The organism is Thermosynechococcus sp. HY596 (genome assembly GCF_030518715.1).
Classification (GTDB): Bacteria; Cyanobacteriota; Cyanobacteriia; order Thermosynechococcales; family Thermosynechococcaceae; genus Thermosynechococcus.
In genome coordinates, this window is sequence record NZ_CP130346.1 from 1,240,345 (window position 1) to 1,259,966 (window position 19,622).

The following is a 19,622-nucleotide window of genomic DNA, read 5'->3' on the forward strand; positions in this document are numbered from 1 at the left end:
ATAGCCGACAACAAGTGTCATTTGCAACAACCCCAGCTTATTGAGAATAATTACAATAGTTTTACTGAAGTTTCTGCAAATGAGTTGCAACGCCCAAGCACCATCTGATCAAATCGATCAAATCAAGTGTTAATGGGTTCAGTGGCGCAGAACCCAGTTCAAAAACCAATCCCTAATTTGTTTGCTAATTTGTTTGCCGTTGCGGCTTGGGTCGCTGGAACTTCGACATTGGAGTAAAGTCTTCGATGGGCACATCCTTGAGTGCCTGACTCATGAAATCCCGCCAAATGGGTGCCATAAAGCCACCCCCCGTTGCCCCCTGCCCGAGGGGTGCATAGTTGTCATTCCCTGCCCAAACAGCCGCTGAGAGTTGTGGCACATAACCAACAAACCAAATATCCCGCTCAGAAGAGGTGGTGCCTGTTTTCCCCGCCGCGGGTCGGCCAATGTTGGCGGCTGTCCCTGTGCCACTGGTGATCACACTCTGCATTGTGTTGTTTAGGGCGGCGGCGGCCCAAGGATCAAGCACGAGTTTGGGGCGCGGTGTGTGATCCAAGAGCAAATTGCCATTGTTATCGGTGACTTGAATGATGGTTGTGGTGGGGGATTGCCAGCCATTGTTGGCGAATGTGGCATAGGCCGCGGCCATTTCCAAGGGCGTTAGATCCACAGCCCCCAGAGGTAGAGAAACCACAGGAAGCATGGGACTGGTAATGCCAAGGGTACGGCAAATTTCAATGACGCGCTCAATGCCCACCTCTTGGCCAAGAACAATCGCAGGAATATTGCGGGACGTGGCCAAAGCCATACGCATAGACATCCCACCCATAAAGGAGCCATCGTAATTTCGCGGCACATACCACCCACTGCCATCGCGATACCTAACGGGTGAGTCGTTAATTCCAGAATCCGGCGTATATTTGCCACTGGCATAGGCAACATAAAAGACAAAGGGCTTAAAGGCAGACCCCGGTTGACGCATGGCTTGGGTGGCGCGATTAAACTGACTGCGGTTGTAGTCCACACCGCCGACAAGGGCTTTGACATAGTGCGTTCGTGGATCTACTGCCGCCAAGGCCAACTGATCGGCGCGCACACCACTGCCCCGTAGGGTTTGATAGCCGCGTTGGATTGCCTCTTCGGCCATTTTTTGCACCTTGACATCAAGGCTACTTTGTACCCGCATTCCCCCACGGATAACCGCTTCACGACCAAATTGGCGGGTCAACTCCTGCAACACAGCATCCGTAATCCAAGGGCTACGACTGCGCTGGAAGGAGGTAATTTCCCCTAGCTTGATGGGTTCTTGGGCAGCGGCAGCGGCCTCTTGGGGGGTGATCCAATCCAATTCCACCATCCGATCCAGCACCAACTGCTGCCGTTCCTTGGCGAGGTCAAAATCCACAAAGGGGCTATAGGCCTCGGGCGCTTGAATAATGCCAGCCATCATGGCGGCTTCGGCAAGCGTGAGATCAGCGGCATTTTTTTTGAAGTAGCTTTGGGCTGCGGTTTGTACGCCGTAGGTATTGTGTCCCCAATAGACTTGATTGAGGTACATCTCCAAAATTTCATCTTTGCTGAAGATCTGCTCGAGGCGCATGGCCAGAACAGCCTCAGCCACTTTACGGCTAATGGAGCGATCTTGAGACAAAAAGAGATTTTTCACCAATTGCATCGTCAGGGTAGAGCCACCCTGTACAGTACGCCCCGAGGTGAGGTTGACCATCAAGGCACGGGAAATACCAATGGGATTAATACCGCGATGCTGGTAGAAACTACTGTCTTCAATGGCCATCACAGCCAGCTTCAAATTGGGGGAAATTTCGCTGAGGGGAACGACTTCGCGGTTTTCTTCATCGTGAAGGCTGACAAGGAGGGTGCCCTTGACATCGTAAATGTGCGTCGTTTCACTGGGAATGTAGCCCCGCAGCGATCGCACATCCGGCAAATTCCGAAAGCTAATCGCCAAGCCCAGCAGTCCCCCGCCGATCGCCGCACAACCAAAGGTCATCCCCACAAGGAAGGTACGGTTAGCAATGCGCAGGACCCCACGCCAGAAGTTTTCATCCTGGGGGCGAGTTTGGGAGGGGTGTTTGCCAAGGGTAGTGGTGGACACGACAGTCGCTTCCTTACGCCAATTATTTTTTACTTCGTATATGATTTTTTTATTGGAATAAAAGTAAGGGATGGCAAAATTGCCCCGCGATCGCAATTGATTGCTATCATAGCCATCCTAGACCAGAAAATGTCCCAGCCCAATTCCATGATGTCTTCAGATCTTGAGGCCACAATTGCCCGGCTCCAGCGCGGCGTTGTCGAAACGTTTCCCCATGTCCCTGATTCCACCAAACCCGAAGAAAATCTCTGGGCCTATTTGCGGCAAACGGAGCGCCCGCTGCGGGTTAAGCTTGGCATTGATCCCACCGGCAGCGAAATTCACCTTGGCCACAGTATTGTGCTGCGCAAGCTGCGGCAGTTTCAGGATGCGGGTCACTGTGCCGTACTGATTATTGGTGACTTTACGGCTCAAATTGGCGATCCCACAGGAAAGTCCGAGGTGCGCAAACAACTCAGCCCCGAAGAAGTGGCTGCCAATGTGCAAACCTACCTTGAGCAGGTGAAACCCATTTTGGATTTTGAGACCCCCGGCCGCTTAGAAATTCGCTACAACTCGGAGTGGCTCGCTAAACTGGACTTGCGGAAAATTCTTGAGCTACTGGGAACCATGACTGTTGGCCAAATGCTGGCCAAGGAGGGGTTTGCCGAACGCTACGCCAAGGAAACGCCCATTTTTCTCCATGAGTTTCTCTATCCCCTCATGCAGGGCTATGATTCGGTGGCGGTGGCCGCAGATGTCGAGTTGGGGGGGACGGATCAAAAGTTCAATATTGCTGTCGGTCGCGATTTACAGCGCCATTTTCGCTTGCCCACCGTGCAATTTGGTCTGCTGATGCCGATCCTAGTGGGCACGGACGGAGTACAGAAAATGTCGAAGTCCCTTGGCAACTATGTGGCGCTTACGGAATCGGCAGCCAGTATGTACTCCAAGCTGGAAAAAATTCCCGATGCCTTGGTGAACCAATACATTGAGTTGCTCACGGATTTGCCCTTGGACAGTTTACCCCCCAATCCCCGCGATCGCCAGAAGGCCTTGGCCCTAGAAGTCGTGAGTCAGTACCATGGGCGCGATCTCGCCCTGCAAACCCAAGCGGAACTAGCCGCGATCGTCACCCAAGGGCAAACGGCACAGGCGGGATCGATTCCAGAGTATTCCCTTGGGGAGTTTCAGTTTCCTGTGAAGCTGACTTATGTGCTCAGTCACACCAAGCTCTGCCCCAGTAGCAGCGAAGCGCGCCGACAGATCCAAGGGGGTGGGGTGCGTCTCAACGGCGAAAAAGTTACGGATGTGGACTTTACCCTCACGGCACCGGAACCCTATGTGAACCAAGTGCTGCAAGTGGGTAAGAAAAAATTCCTGCGCTTTCTACCTTAGGTGGCGGTTGGCATTCTCTGCCAGAATGAAGATGAGGTGGTGCAGAGAATGTGTAGGATGAGCGAGCAGGAATTTCAGGCCAAGGTACTCAGCGAGTTGCAGGTGCTGCGTGTAGATGTGGAGAAGCTCGGCACCGATGTCGAAAAACTACAAACGGATGTCGAAAAGCTCCAAACTGATGTGCACAAACTGCAAGGGGATGTGAGTGAGTTGGCCACTCAGGTGAAAAATCAAGAGTATAAGTTTGAGGTCTATCAGCGGGGCACCGATGCCATGGTGCGGATGGCAACAACGATTATTATTGCGGCAGCATCGGTCGTGGTTCTGGCGAGTCTTTCCCCGGCGATTACAGCACTTGTGAGCGCGATCGCCCACCAAGGGAATTAACTACAACGATGACCCTAGGGCTAGTTCCACGATTCGTTAAAATCTTATTATTTATTGGCTTGATGCTCTTGAGTACCAGTTTGGCGGTGATTTTTCCCCTGCACACGGTAGAAGGACTCGGTAGTGGTGTAACCAAAACCGTTTTAGACAATGGCCTCACGGTGCTGATCAAAGAGATTCCCACAGCACCCGTCGTGAGTTTACAGGTGTGGTATCGCGTTGGTTCTCGCCATGAACCCAAGGGAGAAAATGGGATTGCCCACCAACTGGAGCATTTGATGTTTAAGGGCACCAAGAGCCGTCCCGTCCAGTTTGGTCAGTTGTTTTATGCCCTTGGCAGTGCTTCCAATGCCTTTACCAGCTACGACATGACTGCCTACCACCATACGGTGCGCGCTGACCAACTAGAACCACTGCTGATCCTTGAAGCCGATCGCCTGCGCAATATCCTGATGACCCCCGAGGCCCTTGAGAGTGAAAAACGGGTGGTGATCTCGGAGCTGCAAGGCTATGAAAATAGTCCTGAATATCGCCTCAGTCGAGCCCTGATGGCCGCCCTCTATCCCCATCATCCCTACGGCTTGCCAGTGGGGGGAACGGCCAGTGATGTGGAGCAGTTTACGCTGCCAGCGGTGAAGAGTTTTTATCACCAGTACTATCGCCCCGATAATGCCGTTGTGGTGATTGCTGGCGATGTCCGTCCCCCAAGGGCACTGGAACTGGTCAAGAAAACCTTTGGGCAGATTCCTCGGCCAACCGACCCTCTAAAGTCTCCTTCATTACCGCCCCCAACGGCAGGTCAAGCCCAGCGAATTTGCCTCACAGAACCGGGGAGTGCGCCGCTATTACAGATTTTGGTACCCATTCCAGCGATGACCCATCCAGATCAGGCGGCCTTGGATGTGCTGGATATGCTCCTCAGTGGCGGACGCAGTTCGTACTTGTATCAGGAATTGATGGAAACGGGTCAAGCCAGTTCGGCCTACTCCTATGTGGCCGCGTTACAGGCGGGGGGCTGGTTTGAAATTGGCGCGATCGCGGCTCCGGAGCAATCCCTTGAGACCATTGAGCAGACCATTGGCCAGATTCTCCACCAGCTGGCAGAGCATCCCTTGAGCGCCGCTGAACTGCAACGGGCTAAGCAACAGCTCAAGGCCAATTTTATCCTGCGCAATCGTGACATTGATGCCCAAGCCAGTCAATTGGCTAATGATGAAACCCTGACGGGAGATTATCGCTTTAGCGATCGCCACCTTGCGGCCATTGAAAAAGTCACGGCTGCGGATGTTCAACGAGTGGTGCAGACCTACTTTGGGCGCGATCGCTGGATTGTGGGGGAATTTATTCCCAGTGAATTTGCCGATGTTGAGCTTTCAGGTCGGCCGGGTGCCCAAACCACCGCCCATAATCTTGTCGGTGAGCCAGTGGATCCGCAAACCATTGCCGCCTATTTACCCCAAGGGAGTGGGCAGGCTGCCCCTGAGGTCAAAAATAATGGGGTGGAAACCTTTACCCTGAAAAATGGCCTGCGGGTGCTCTTACTCGTGGATCGCAGTACACCAACCATTACGCTGGCGGGGCGCATTGACGCAGGAACAGCCTACGATCTATTGACACAACCGGGGGTGGCCCACCTCACTGCTGCCAATCTCCTCAATGGCACGCGGCGCAAAAATGCCCTGACGCTGGCACAAACCCTTGAGGATCGTGGCATTAGCCTAGAATTCAGTGCCTTCCGCGATGGAGTGGATATTGAGGGCTATGCCTTGGCCAGTGAACTGCCCACGCTGTTGCAAACCCTTGGTGAAGTCCTTCAAGAAGCCACCTTCCCAGAACCGGAGTTTAAGCTCAGCCAACAACGCTATCTCACGGCTCTGAGCCTTGAGGCGGATGATCCTGTGCGCTGGGGGCGCCGCGTCCTGCAAGAAACCCTCTATCCCGCCAATCATCCCCTGCATCCCTTTGCCACTCCTGAATCTGTACAGGCGATTCAACGCCCAGACCTGTTGAACTTTTATCGGGCGGCCTATACCCCCGATCACACGATTTTGGCCCTCGTGGGGGATTTTGACCCAGTGGAGGTGCGATCGCGCCTCAATGAAATTTTTGGCTCGTGGCAACCCCAAACGGATCCCCTGTCCCTAACCTTTCCTGCGGTTTCACCGCCCGAGCAAACCCTCTTTAAGAATGCGGTGATTGCCGGTAAGAGCCAAGCGATTACCTATCTGGGGACGCCGGGGATCGATCGCCGCGATCCTCGCTTCTACGCAGCGATGCTGATGAATCACATCCTAGGGGGAGACACGCTGGCCAGTCGCTTGGGCACAGAGATTCGCGATCGCCAGGGGTTGACCTATGGCATCTACAGCTTCTTTAGTGCCAGTCGTCAAGCAGGGCCTTTTATCATTCAATTGCAAACCGCCCCTGAGGATACCGCCAAGGCCATTCAGGCCACCTTGCAACTTCTCAGGGATGCCCACCGCCAAGGATTCACCGCTGCCGAACTCGATGCGGCCAAGCGCAGCCTCAGCAATACCTACATTGTGGAATTAGCCAATGTCGATGTGGTGGCACGGACGCTGTTGGGAAATGCCAGTGTGGGCTTACCGCCGGCGGAATTACAACAGTTTAGCGATCGCTTGCAAGCGGTGACTCTAGAGCAAGTGAATCAAGCTCTACGCGATCTCCTTGATCCAGAGCGATTGGTGATTGTGACGGCGGGTCCCCCTGTTGCCTTTAACCTTTGATGCCATGGCCAGCTTAACGCTCCAACTCTATCAACTAGAACAGTGGGCAAACCAATGGGTGAGTGGTCAACTGAGCAGTCTCAGCGTCATGAGTGTGGGGATTATCTTTTTGGCGGGACTGCTCACAAGTCTGACTCCCTGCACCCTTTCGATGCTGCCAATTACTGTCGGGTACATCGCCGGCTACGCCACAAAGCAAAATAGCTCCGTCTTGCGCCAGTCTCTTTGGTTTGCCCTTGGCCTCGCAACCACCTTAACCCTGTTGGGGATGATTGCTGCGGTTGCTGGTCGCATCTACGGTCAGGTGGGCTGGGGGTTAACGATCGTGGTGAGCTTGGTGGCGATCGCCATGGGCTTAAACTTGCTCAATGCCTTGCCCCTGAGCTTTCCCCGCAGTCGCTTCCTAGAGGAACTGCCGGATCGGGTTCCTGCGGGATTGCAAGCCTATACCCTAGGGGCAACATTTGGCCTTGTGGCAGCACCCTGTAGTACGCCGGTCTTGGCAACGCTGCTGGCATGGGTGGCCACAACCCAAAAGCTAGTGGTGGGGGCTGGCCTGCTGTTGGCGTATACAACAGGGTATGTCGCGCCGCTGATTTTAGTCGGAGTATTTAGCGGTGCCTTGCAAAAGCTCTTGGCACTGCGGCAGTGGTCGAGTTGGATTACCCCTGTGAGCGGTGTGCTCCTCATTGCTTTTGGCGTCATTGCTTTAGCCATTCGTCTTTAGTGCTCAAGTCAAAGGGGCAGTGGTTAGCCGATAGCGGCAGCCATGCAAGCACCTCTGGACAAAAATATCCTCTCAGCTTGGCAATTTTCTCAAACCCAGTCTCCACAACGCTTTGAGCAATTTCTAACAGATTTGGAGGTGCTTGAATTTTCCCGAAATTCAGTTCCAGAGTGACTTTCACGTCCTGTGACCCTGCGGATCTAAAAATTTTACAAAAACAAAAAAATGATCCTCTCTAGGTGCTTGAAAATGACCTGTGCTATAGTAGTCGTAGAGCACCTTCTAGGAAGGCGCAGTGCTGGGATTCTTTCCCAGCCGAACAAATGGAAACGAAATAATTGTCCAGTCAAAATTTTTAGCTTGCATGTGCTGGGATTCTTTCCCAGCCGAACAAATGGAAACCCTTGGGGCGTTGGGCACGCTGGGCACGCTTATGTTGTGCTGGGATTCTTTCCCAGCCGAACAAATGGAAACCTATGACGGATGGCAAAACCATCCGTTATGGTAACGTGCTGGGATTCTTTCCCAGCCGAACAAATGGAAACGGGACGGGGACGGGATGGGACGACAACATAGAGGACGTGCTGGGATTCTTTCCCAGCCGAACAAATGGAAACTTCAACAAAACCAAAGTCTTTGGCGAACAAGGATTCAGTGCTGGGATTCTTTCCCAGCCGAACAAATGGAAACTTTTCCTATGTAGGGGACACGGTTTTAGACCCGTGTGCTGGGATTCTTTCCCAGCCGAACAAATGGAAACCATCTCCATCTACAACTCTAATTTTTAAGTGTCCAGTGCTGGGATTCTTTCCCAGCCGAACAAATGGAAACCTCCAAAAGAAAATCTACATATCTATCCTCAATCATCTTGTGCTGGGATTCTTTCCCAGCCGAACAAATGGAAACGCCTCTTGTAATGATTTTGATAGTAAGGAGTATTGGTGCTGGGATTCTTTCCCAGCCGAACAAATGGAAACTTCTGAGGCGCACGAGAACTAATTTGTGTTTCATCCGTGCTGGGATTCTTTCCCAGCCGAACAAATGGAAACGGCACAAAGCGCGTAGGCTAAGTACTTCTCTAAATGTGCTGGGATTCTTTCCCAGCCGAACAAATGGAAACAACATTCCCTAGATTTTACCTATGCTCCCACAACTAGTGCTGGGATTCTTTCCCAGCCGAACAAATGGAAACTCCCCACAATCAAAAAAGAACGAGTTAATAGGCTCGTGCTGGGATTCTTTCCCAGCCGAACAAATGGAAACGCGTGTAATAGTAAAAATCTTCTGACTCAGGTAGTGCTGGGATTCTTTCCCAGCCGAACAAATGGAAACTCTACTGCATCCATACTTTTTGCAACATCAATAAGTGCTGGGATTCTTTCCCAGCCGAACAAATGGAAACTCTACAGCCACAAGGATTTTGGGCTGCTCCTTGATAGTGCTGGGATTCTTTCCCAGCCGAACAAATGGAAACGTTGTTTGTTTTGAAGATCATACATTTGGATTACTTGTGCTGGGATTCTTTCCCAGCCGAACAAATGGAAACAACATCGAATCTATACTCAATATTATGAGAATAATAAGTGCTGGGATTCTTTCCCAGCCGAACAAATGGAAACTTCTGGATCTCCCTCGAAAAAGCTTGGTTCTATTTCGTGCTGGGATTCTTTCCCAGCCGAACAAATGGAAACATTTATTGCCTTTTAATCTTTCATATAAACTTAGAAGTGCTGGGATTCTTTCCCAGCCGAACAAATGGAAACATTACTTATTTAACTCAACTATCTAACTACTATGAGTGCTGGGATTCTTTCCCAGCCGAACAAATGGAAACAAGTTGCTCCTCATTTGCTTCAGTCTAGTATTTTGTGCTGGGATTCTTTCCCAGCCGAACAAATGGAAACGAAAGTGCTGCAAGAGCTTTGGCCAACATAATAACCGTGCTGGGATTCTTTCCCAGCCGAACAAATGGAAACTTTTGTTGAACTCCATCTTGATGTTGGTGCAAATGTGCTGGGATTCTTTCCCAGCCGAACAAATGGAAACAGACTTTTCCTCGGGATATTCTTATTAGTCCTTCCTGTGCTGGGATTCTTTCCCAGCCGAACAAATGGAAACGCGGCGTGGAACTAGGAATTGCAGGACGAGCAACCGCAGGTGCTGGGATTCTTTCCCAGCCGAACAAATGGAAACTTTCGCTTCTAAAGTTTTTTAGTTTTTTTTGTGGGGTGCTGGGATTCTTTCCCAGCCGAACAAATGGAAACTTTAGGAAATTGATTCAACCATCCTCCTGAAAAGTGCTGGGATTCTTTCCCAGCCGAACAAATGGAAACGCGTTGGTACCAGTCAAAGTCAATGACTGGTACTGTGCTGGGATTCTTTCCCAGCCGAACAAATGGAAACGCGTTGGTACCAGTCAAAGTCAATGACTGGTACTGTGCTGGGATTCTTTCCCAGCCGAACAAATGGAAACTTTAAGAGCCAAATGATTGACTCTTTGATAGAGTTGTGCTGGGATTCTTTCCCAGCCGAACAAATGGAAACACGATGAGAATGAACTGACTAACCGCGCGCCTCAAAGTGCTGGGATTCTTTCCCAGCCGAACAAATGGAAACCTAAACTGAGCTTTATAATCTTCGATATGCATTAAGGGTGCTGGGATTCTTTCCCAGCCGAACAAATGGAAACGACTGTGTAATTTGTAGTATTCATTTATTTTGCCCGTGCTGGGATTCTTTCCCAGCCGAACAAATGGAAACTTTGGTACTGTCCAACGGATGGTTAAAGCACAAATGGGTGCTGGGATTCTTTCCCAGCCGAACAAATGGAAACCCTAGTTTACAAAATTTTAACTAATCAATTAGCTGTGCTGGGATTCTTTCCCAGCCGAACAAATGGAAACCTTGAGCATTTATAAAAGCTTCAATAGCAGGATCTAGTGCTGGGATTCTTTCCCAGCCGAACAAATGGAAACGGTTGGTCATAAGAGCTAATGCATCTTGTCTAGGAAACCCTCAGTCGAGCTCGGAGAAACACCGCAAGGCCGGATTAAGACAATGGGTGTTTGCTCATCGGCATTACCGGCGGGGTTTTTCTTCAGAGCAGTCGTGAGGAAGTGAGGGGAGACTCCTTGGCTAGCGGCAAGCACCTTGACTGCCCCTAGGTCGTTAACATCCACAATGGCGATGCCCAAACCCGTTTTTGCTGCCAGATCCTCCACGACGGCTTGGGGGTTAACAGGTCCCATAACAATAAATTGATCGTAGGGGGGCAGAGTACCTGTCACATCGTCAATGAGGCGAGCTTGTTCGCCGGCCAATTGATAAAATCCGCCCTTGTGACCAAAGACTTTGGCGATCGCCCCCCCCAAAAAGGCCAAGAGTACCCGTAGCTCGCCCACTTCCTCGACCAAGGCTTGCATGCCACAGGCCGTTGCCAAACTGGAAGTCGGCAAGAAGAACTGGCACACCCGCGTTGCTACCCAGCCGGGGCGCAGTTGGGCAGGATCTTTGAGGCGGCCTTGAATAATGGCAATGGGGGTTTCACCAATTGCGACAATATCACCTGCTTGGGCATGGGGCATGACGTAGCGATTGAGCACCTCTAGGGGAATATCCAACGGCGTCAGTAAATGGGTGCGAATGGGGAGTACCTGACATCCCTCCGCCTGTCGCCACACACCTGTATTTCCCGTGGCCGGAAACTTGAGGGGGATAAATTCATGATGGGTTTTCAGGAAGCGACCATGGGGGCCATAGGCAATGTAGTGAATCTTGACCCAAGCAGCCTTGACCTCGCTCACGCCAATTCCCTGCAAATCCACACAAATCTCGACATTCGTTTGCTTGGTGGACTTGACGATATAGGCAAACCAATAGCCATCGGCACGGGGGGGAAACTCTGGCTCCGGGTGGCGGGGGATGACCTGCACATCCGTCTGAATCATATCGACACGGCCATCGGACAATAGCACCACCTCTGCCCGTAAGTCTGGCACCATCACCTCAAGGCCACGGTGGGGGTTGCTCAGTCCCAATAGCCCGACAAAACGGTAGTGGGTTGGCTCATAGATTTCCAGATTCCAAGTGGCACGGATCACTTCAAGGGGATGGGCTGGCCGCTGGCGATACCGCCCTTCCAAACCGATCGCCACCAAAAGGGCTAGGAATCCTAGGGCGGCTGCCCCTATGCCGATAACTGTTGCAATCATCACGTGTCCTGTACCACTGCATTTCCCGTATTCGCTAGATTACAGTCAGTTAGGCATTTTTGGAGTGACTGGATTTTGGAGTGGCAAGAGGTTCGCGGCAGTTGGCTGTGTCTTCCCCAGCGTCCCTTGGGGTGGATTCACTTTCTGGGGGGAGCTTTTGTGGCAGCGGCACCGCAATTGACCTATCGGCGCTTGTTGGAGCACCTAGCGGAGGCGGGCTATGGCATTATTGCCACGCCCTTTGTGAACACCTTTGATCATGGGGCGATCGCCCTCGATGTGCTGAATAAACTCGACTATGCCCTTGATTGGTTGATCTATCGCCGCGGCTACCCAGCGGCATTGCCCATCTATGGTTTGGGACACAGTATGGGCTGCAAGCTCCACCTGCTGATCAATAGCCTCTACGATGGCGATCGCGCTGGGAATATATTCATGGCCTTCAACAACTACCCCGCCAGTCAATCCATTCCTTGGATAGAAAACCTTGCCCCCGTGGGTGTCGAATTCAGTCCCAGCCCGACAGAAACCGAAAAACTGATTCAAGAGCGCTATCCTGTGCGCCGTAATCTCTTGATCCGTTTCCAAGAGGACGATATTGACCAAACAGCCCGCCTGCGCAGTCTCCTCAGAGCCAAATTTGGCGATATGGTCACTGCCTTGAAGCTACCGGGGAATCACCTCACCCCCCTCAGCCAAGGACTCAAGTGGCAAGTCGGCGCAGAATTTTCTCCCCTAGATGCCGTCGGCCAGTGGATCAAGCAAAGTCTCTTTCCGGAAATGCAGATTCTGGAGGAGTGTCTGTTGGAGTGGCTCAATCCCCTAGGCACTGCCCGCCGTTCCCGCCCCTAGCGTGGCACAATCACATAAGGAACCCTTGATGAAAAAAGGACTTTGCCCGTGACTGTTGCCCCCTCTGCTGCCCTCAGTGCCGCTGCTCGCCCCGATCCCCGTGGTCGCTTTGGTCGCTTTGGTGGCAAGTATGTTCCCGAAACGCTGATGCCCGCCCTCAGTGAATTGGAGGCGGCCTTTGCCCACTATCGCCAAGACCCTGAATTCCAAGCAGAATTTCAGCAACTGCTGCGGGACTACGTTGGTCGTCCCAGTCCCCTCTACTTTGCCGAACGCCTCAGTGCCCACTATGCCCATGATCAAGCCCAACCCCAGATCTATCTAAAACGGGAAGACCTCAACCATACGGGTGCCCACAAAATCAACAACGCCCTCGGGCAAGTCCTGCTTGCCAAACGCATGGGCAAACAGCGCATTATTGCCGAAACAGGTGCCGGTCAGCATGGAGTAGCTACAGCAACAGTGTGTGCCCGCTTTGGCCTCCAATGTGTGATTTACATGGGGGTACAGGATATGGAGCGGCAGCGGTTAAATGTGCTGCGGATGCGCCTATTGGGAGCAGAAGTGACCCCCGTCAGTGCAGGCACAGGCACCCTAAAAGATGCCACCTCCGAAGCGATTCGCGATTGGGTAACCAATGTTGAAACCACCCATTACATCTTGGGTTCAGTGGCGGGGCCCCATCCCTACCCGATGCTAGTGCGGGAATTCCATGCCGTCATTGGGGCAGAAACGCGGCGGCAGTGCCTTGAGAAATGGAGTGGGCTGCCCGATATTCTGCTCGCCTGTGTTGGCGGCGGCTCCAATGCCATGGGACTCTTCCATGAATTTGTCGAGGAACCCCAAGTGCGCTTAATTGGTGTTGAAGCTGCGGGTCAAGGGGTGGACACGGGTCACCATGCTGCCACCCTGACCAAAGGGGAAGTGGGGGTACTCCACGGTGCCATGAGCTATCTCTTGCAGGATGCCGATGGTCAGGTGGTTGAGGCCCACTCCATCAGTGCCGGTTTAGACTATCCGGGCGTCGGGCCAGAGCACAGCTACCTCAAGGACATTGGCCGTGCCGAATACTACAGTGTCACCGATGCTGAGGCCGTGGCTGCCTGTGTGCGTCTTACCCAGTTGGAAGGCATTCTCCCTGCCCTCGAAACCGCCCATGCCTTGGCCTATCTGGAAACGCTATGCCCGCAATTAACGGGGCAGCCGCGCATTGTCATTAACTGTTCAGGACGCGGCGACAAGGACGTGGAAACGATTGGCCGCTATTTTGAGGCACAGCCAACCCCCTAAGCTAAAATTCAGCATTCCCCGGTGTACGAGGAAAGGGAATAACATCACGGATATTGTCCATCCCCGTCATAAACTGCACCAACCGTTCAAAGCCCAGCCCAAAGCCGGCATGGGGAACACTGCCATAACGGCGCAAATCCAAGTACCACCAGTAGGGGGCAGGGTCTAGCCCACGGCGGACAATCTGCTCCTGTAACACCTCAAAGCGTTCTTCCCGCTGGGAGCCACCAATGATCTCACCAATTTTCGGGGCAAGGACATCCATGGCAGCCACCGTTTTGCCATCATCATTGAGGCGCATATAGAAGGCTTTAATATTGGCGGGATAATCATAAACAATCACGGGGCGCTGGCAGTATTCCTCAGCAAGGTAGCGTTCATGCTCCGATTGCAGGTCTAGTCCCCAAGCCACGGGAAATTCAAAGGCGCGGCCACTTTTTTCTAGGACTTGAATGGCTTCACTGTAACTAAGGCGGGCAAAGGGTTGAGTTGCCATCTGTTCGGCGGTGGCCATGACGCTATTATCAATCCGCTCCTGAAAGAAGGCCATATCCTCTGGGCAGTGGTCAAGGACATAGCGAAAGACAAACTGCAAAAAGGCCTCCGCCAGTTCCATATCTCCCATCAGGTCACAGAAGGCCATCTCTGGCTCCACCATCCAAAACTCGGCTAGATGCCGCGAGGTGTTAGAGTTTTCAGCGCGGAAGGTGGGGCCAAAGGTATAGACATTGGTAAATGCCGTGGCCATAATTTCTGCCTCCAGTTGGCCACTCACCGTCAGGTAGGCACGGCGGCCAAAAAAGTCCTGACTGAAGTCAATATTCCCCTCTGGGGTTTTGGGTGGCTGCGCTAAATCCAGGGTGGTGACGGTAAAGAGTTCCCCAGCCCCTTCACAGTCGCTGGCGGTAATGATCGGGGTGTGTACCCACAGGAATCCCCGCTCTTGGAAAAATTGGTGAATGGCAGTGGCACAGGCATTGCGCACTCGCATCACTGCGCCTAGGGTATTGGTTCGCGGCCGGAGATGACTAATGGTGCGTAGAAATTCAAAGCTGTGGCGTTTTTTTTGCAGGGGATAGGTTTCTGGATCGGCACTGCCCCAAAGGTGAATCTGCTGGGCATGGAGTTCAATGGTTTGGTTTTTGCCGGGAGAACGCACCAGTTCGCCACTGAATTCTGCGGCAGCCCCTGTGGTCAGGTCTTTAATGGCTGGCGTTGCTGCTGCCACAGTGTTGGGAATGACCACCTGCAATCCGGCTAGGGTTGAGCCATCGTTGACGTTGACAAACGTACATTCCTTGAGTTCGCGTTTGGTGCGCACCCAGCCCTTGACGGTGACGCGATCGCCCACTTGACCTTGATGAAGAATATCCTTAATCCGCTGCTGCATGGGTCTTGTTCCTATAACTGCACAATGGTTACTCCCCGGCCTCCCTCTTCAGGAGGCGCAAGGTGATAGCTTTGAACGCTGGGGTGCTGCTCTAAAAATTGATGCACAAACTGGCGGAGGGCACCACTGCCGTGGCCGTGGATAATCCAAACCGTTCCCTGCTGGCGGTTGAGAAATTCCTCTAGGAGAGGTTCCGCCTCATGGGTGCGCTTGCCCCGCAGATCGAGGGTACGGCTCTCTGTGCGAATGGCGGGTGCTGGGGTTGGGGTGCGAGAAGGGGGTGGGAGGGGAGCTTGAGCTGGGTCGGCCTTGGGTTTAGATGGTGTGCGTACCGGTTCGCCCTTGAGGGACTCTACGGCGTGGGGCGGCACAGTAAATTTCACGGAACCCACTTGGACGACAATATCCCCCTGCTGGCTGACACTGAGGACTTCGCCCACCTGTTGCCATTGGGGCAAGCGAACGCGATCGCCCGGTTGAGGAATAAAGCCAACGGGCGGGGGTGGTGGTAAATAAGTTTTCTCAATCTGATGCAGCGCCGTTTGGGCAGCTTGTACCTGTTCGGGACTGTTGGCGCGTTGCAGTTGAGCAATTACTTTGGCAATTTCCTGCTGAGCCTGATGGAGGGCGCTGCGTACCTGCTCCTCCTGTTGTTGGCGCAGTTGCTGCTGTCGTTGTCGCAGTTCTTGAGCCTTGGTGGCAATTTCTTGGTAGAGGGCTTCTGTATCCCGCAGCAGCGCCGCTGCCGCTGTGGTTTTGGCCTCTTGGGCTTGGCGTTGTGCCACCAGCCCCATAATCATTTCATTGATGCGGTTGCTGTCGCTACTGAGAAAGGCTTTGGCATCCTCAATAATGCTGGGATATAGCCCCAACCGCTGGGCGATCGCTAGGGCGTTAGACTGTCCCGGTATGCCCCACAGCAGCCGATAGGTCGGGGCAAGGGTGGTCTCATCAAACTCAACGGCGGCATTTTCAAAGCGGCTGTCCTGATACTTGAGGGCTTTGAGTTCGCCATAGTGGGTGGTGGCAAAGGTGAGACTGGCGTGCTCTGCCAGATAGCGCAACAGGGCGATCGCTAGGGCTGTGCCCTCACTGGGATCGGTGCCGGCCCCCACTTCATCGAGGAGCACCAACGTATTGCCCCCTGTCATCTCGAGCTCTGTGAGAATATCGCGGATATTGCAGATATGACTGGAAAAGGTGGACAGGTTTTGGGTCAGGGACTGCTCATCCCCAATGTCTGCCCAAATCCCTGTAAACCAGGGCAACTCTACGGGCGCTGCCGCTGGCACATACAACCCTGCTTTTGCCATCAGTGCTGCCAAGCCCAAGGCCTTCAAGGTTGCTGTTTTGCCGCCAGTGTTGGGGCCAGTGATTGTCACCACCTTGGTGGGGGGGTGCAATTCAATGTCAATGGGAACCACGGTCTGTCCTTGCTCATGGTGCTCCTGCCACACCAACAGGGGATGGCGCAAGGCCTTCAGGTGCAGTCGCGTGTCACTGACAAACTGGGGTGGGTTGCCCTGCAACCAGAGACTATAGTGGGCACGGGCCACCGCCATATCGAGGGTGGTCAGCACATCGAGCAGATACCACAAATCATCACTAATCGTGGCCAACTGATCCGAGAGGGCTTGGCAAATGGCGCGTTCGGCCTCAGCCTCCTGATGGGTAAGTTGTTGCAGGCGGTTTTGCAGGTCAATGGTTTCCCGTGGCTCAATGTAGAGCGTGGCACCACTGGCGGAGAGATCGTGGACAATCCCCGGCATCTGGTCTTTGTGGGTGGCTTTGACTGCCAACACATAGCGATCGCGCCGTTGGGTGACCACTGCCTCTTGAATAGCACTGGCTCGCTGCTGCAGAATCTGCTGCAGTTGCTGCTGGATCTGGGTACGGCACTGCCGTTGCTGCTGGCGAATCTCAGCCAATTCTGGACTGGCGCGATCGCTCACTTGCCCCTGATCGGTAATACAGCGGTAAATCTCCTGAGTCACCTCAGGATAGGTACGGACACCGGCCACTAGTTGTTGGAGTTCATTGAGTTGCGCGTGTTCCTCAATTTGACGCCGCTGTTGCCGCGCCGCACTCAACAGGTGGGCGATCGCCAGTAGCTCCATTCCCTGCAAACAGCCCCCATGATCCAACCGGCGAAGGGCAGGTTCAATATCCGTGACTTGGCTAAAATCTAAGCGCACTTGGTGCACCGTTTCTAGGGTAATCACCTCAGTGGTTTGAGCCAACAGCACTTGACTGGCTGCTTGGGTGCCCCCTAGAATCTCTCCCCCCTGCAGCTGGCGCATCCCCCGTTTGGTAGCAGCAAACGTTGCCAACTGATAACAGAGACGCGGCCACTCCAGCCGCCCTAGGGATTTGTCTAGTGCACTAACTTGTGATGTGAGAACAACCAATGTTCGCTATCTGCTGAAAACACTACTTTCACTGACTGTAGCACTGCTCACCAATCCGTGCAGCGGTTCTAGAGGACCATCCCCGACGACATCTCCGCATCCACGGCATCCTGCAGTTTCAGCAGGGTACTGGTGAGGGCTTCAGGATTGAAGTAGGTCCATTCGATGGCTTGGGCGATCGTTTGCAATCGCTCGGTAATACTCGTGAGATCTCCAAACAGATTTTCGCGCGGCAAGCCCGCAAAGAGTGCCATCGCGCCTTGATTGACCGCCCACTTGCACTCCGATTCATGGACACGGGTGCGCAGGCCACTGAGGAGAATGACATTCATTTCTGGATAGCGCTGGCGATACTGGCGACAAAAATCGTAGGGATTGGTTTTTGGCATTCCCAAATCGAGGAGCAAGAGGCTGACTTTGCAGTTGAGGGACTCCACATGGGCAATAATTTTTTCTAACTCAAAGTGGGATGTTGCCCAAATCGTCGAAATCCCTTGGGAGTTCAATAATTCCCGCCACATTTCCCCTTGGGTACGCGAAGAGTGGGTCATCAACACGGTAACTTGACCCTTGCTCTCATGGGAATGATTGGTGTAGGGGTGAGGACTCGGCACATCCCGTAGGTCAATGTACTCTAGTTCTGACTCACCAATGGAAATGCGATCGCCGTGTCTGAGGAGATGGGGCGCGTGGATACGGTTATTACCGATAAATGTCCCGTTCATGCTCTTGAGGTCAGTCAGCCGATAGCGATGATCCGCCTGCCGCTCAATACAAAGATGGTGCCGCGAACACCAGCGATCGGGTAGGACAATATCACAATCTTTACTTCGACCAATTTGCCAAACGGGTAACTGATCCAACACAATTGAACGTTGCATGTAAATGGAGTGCAATAACAACCGGGGTGTGGGTGCCGCTAGAATCAGCTCACTGGGACGCATGAACCCCCACTGCTGTTCACCAGAACGGCTGGGTGCTTGTAGGTGTGGAACGTAGGTATCGGGGCGATTGGCTGAGGCGTCCATAGCAGCAGCTAAAAAACACTCAAATCATCAAACTTATTTTTATGCTGCCTATCCTAGCGTTGATGAGCAGCAAGGGACTACCTCCATCTTAGATGTCAATAGAATGGCAGTAGCACCCTCTAGGTTGCTAAAACGTACTCGTTATGAGTATGATAAATAGACAGGACAGTTCGATAACTGTCAAAGGAGACCACTATGAGTGCAACAACAACGCTGAAAGAGCAAGTGCTGACCACGCTGAAACGGGAACAGGCCAATGCGGTTGTCCTGTATCTGAACTATAAAAAGTACCACTGGCTAACCTATGGCCCCTTGTTTCGGGAGTTGCACCTGCTGTTTGAAGAACAGGGAACAGAAGTCTTTGCCATGATTGATGAACTGGCTGAGCGTAGCTTGATGCTTGATGGCCAGCCAGTGGCAGACCCCGCAGACTATCTCAAAGTGGCAACGGTAACCCCCTCAAGCGGCCAACTCACGGTCAAGCAAATGATTGAGGAGGCGATCGCTAACCATGAGCTGATCATTACCGAGATGCACCAAGATGCAGAAGTGGCCACTGAGGCGGGCGACATTGGTACGGCTGACCTCTACACCCGTTTGGTGCAAACCCACCAAAAACATCGCTGGTTCCTCAAGGAGTTTTTAGCCAAAGGCGATGGCTTGGTCAGTTAGTTGCGAATCGGGCCGTTGTAGTCAATGGTGGTGCGTCCATCGGCAGCCACAGTAACGACAGTTTCGATACTGGGCAGGGATGCGGGCACGCCATTGCTGACTCGATGGCCCAAAATCCGAAACGTGTAGGAGCCGTCGGCATTGCGCACATAGGGAGCTTCACGGACAGGCCCATGCATGGACTGCTCGGCTCGATAGCGACTTAATCCGCCATTGGTTCGTTCTGCAGCTTGGCGGGCATAGTTGCGAGCGCGAACTAACTCGACAATGTTGACAGGCTCAGGATTAGTTGCTTGGGCAATCGCCAAGGGGGCGATCGCTCCCCCAAGGGAAAGACTCAGCATGAGGCTAGCAATCAGCGGCTGGGTCATCAGGCTTCTCCACTCAGCGGTCTTTATCTAAGATAGCCAAGGGGCT

The 19,622-nt window shown here is 53.0% G+C and carries 13 protein-coding genes and 1 CRISPR repeat array; of the genes, 7 read left to right on the top strand and 6 right to left on the bottom strand.

Translation table 11 applies throughout. The features are described 5' to 3' along the window. Positions 1-184: 184 nt before the first annotated feature. Positions 185-2,116, bottom strand: a complete 1,932-nt coding sequence (locus tag QYC28_RS06320; RefSeq protein WP_399375229.1) for a transglycosylase domain-containing protein — start codon at positions 2,114-2,116, stop codon at positions 185-187. A gap of 150 nt (positions 2,117-2,266) precedes the next feature. Here QYC28_RS06320 and tyrS point away from each other — a divergent pair, with 150 nt between their 5' ends. From tyrS to QYC28_RS06340, 4 genes are all read left to right on the top strand, one after another. Continuing rightward, positions 2,267-3,493, top strand: a complete 1,227-nt coding sequence (gene tyrS, locus QYC28_RS06325; RefSeq protein ID WP_286627167.1) for a tyrosine--tRNA ligase — start codon at positions 2,267-2,269, stop codon at positions 3,491-3,493. 57 nt (positions 3,494-3,550) lie between these two features. Beyond that, complete coding sequence (locus tag QYC28_RS06330) at positions 3,551-3,880, top strand: hypothetical protein (protein ID WP_302680023.1); 330 nt, start codon at positions 3,551-3,553, stop codon at positions 3,878-3,880. Positions 3,881-3,942: 62 nt separating this feature from the next. After that, the gene (locus tag QYC28_RS06335; protein ID WP_302680024.1) at positions 3,943-6,627 is read left to right on the top strand and encodes a pitrilysin family protein; all 2,685 of its coding nucleotides are present in this window, start codon (positions 3,943-3,945) and stop codon (positions 6,625-6,627) included. A 4-nt stretch (positions 6,628-6,631) separates the two neighbouring features. Then, positions 6,632-7,354, top strand: coding sequence for a cytochrome c biogenesis protein CcdA (locus QYC28_RS06340; protein WP_149821714.1), 723 nt, complete (start codon positions 6,632-6,634; stop codon positions 7,352-7,354). 295 nt (positions 7,355-7,649) lie between these two features. Beyond that, positions 7,650-10,329: direct repeats of the CRISPR family, unit length 36 nt; unit sequence GTGCTGGGATTCTTTCCCAGCCGAACAAATGGAAAC. Between the two features lie 15 nt (positions 10,330-10,344). Here QYC28_RS06340 and QYC28_RS06345 read toward each other — a convergent pair. Next, entirely contained in the window at positions 10,345-11,565 is a 1,221-nt protein-coding gene (locus tag QYC28_RS06345) for a F420-0:Gamma-glutamyl ligase (RefSeq protein ID WP_302680025.1), read from the bottom strand. A 75-nt stretch (positions 11,566-11,640) separates the two neighbouring features. Here QYC28_RS06345 and QYC28_RS06350 point away from each other — a divergent pair, with 75 nt between their 5' ends. Together QYC28_RS06350 and trpB are read left to right on the top strand one after the other, a co-directional pair. After that, positions 11,641-12,417 carry a DUF1350 family protein gene (locus QYC28_RS06350; protein WP_286627093.1) on the top strand — a complete coding sequence of 259 codons (777 nt, stop codon included), beginning with the start codon at positions 11,641-11,643 and terminating at the stop codon, positions 12,415-12,417. Between the two features lie 48 nt (positions 12,418-12,465). Beyond that, entirely contained in the window at positions 12,466-13,707 is a 1,242-nt protein-coding gene (gene trpB, locus QYC28_RS06355; protein WP_286627095.1) for a tryptophan synthase subunit beta, read from the top strand. A 1-nt stretch (position 13,708) separates the two neighbouring features. On the opposite strand, the gene asnS is transcribed toward trpB, so the two are convergent. From asnS to QYC28_RS06370, 3 genes are all read right to left on the bottom strand, one after another. After that, positions 13,709-15,097 (bottom strand): asparagine--tRNA ligase, encoded by a 1,389-nt coding sequence (gene asnS, locus QYC28_RS06360; protein ID WP_286627096.1) that lies wholly within the window; start codon positions 15,095-15,097, stop codon positions 13,709-13,711. 11 nt (positions 15,098-15,108) lie between these two features. Then, positions 15,109-17,505, bottom strand: a complete 2,397-nt coding sequence (locus QYC28_RS06365) for an endonuclease MutS2 (protein WP_302680026.1) — start codon at positions 17,503-17,505, stop codon at positions 15,109-15,111. Positions 17,506-17,573: 68 nt separating this feature from the next. Then, positions 17,574-18,533: an FHA domain-containing protein gene (locus QYC28_RS06370; protein ID WP_286669073.1), complete on the bottom strand. Its 960-nt coding sequence runs from the start codon at positions 18,531-18,533 to the stop codon at positions 17,574-17,576. 195 nt (positions 18,534-18,728) lie between these two features. On the opposite strand from QYC28_RS06370, the gene QYC28_RS06375 reads away from it, so the two are divergent. After that, complete coding sequence (locus QYC28_RS06375) at positions 18,729-19,205, top strand: Dps family protein (RefSeq protein WP_149819216.1); 477 nt, start codon at positions 18,729-18,731, stop codon at positions 19,203-19,205. On the opposite strand, the gene QYC28_RS06380 is transcribed toward QYC28_RS06375, so the two are convergent. Further along, a complete protein-coding gene (locus QYC28_RS06380) occupies positions 19,202-19,576 on the bottom strand; it encodes a hypothetical protein (RefSeq protein ID WP_149819218.1) in 375 nt (124 codons plus the stop codon). The two genes, QYC28_RS06375 and QYC28_RS06380, sit on opposite strands and share 4 nt — an antisense overlap. Between the last annotated feature and the right edge of the window lie 46 nt (positions 19,577-19,622).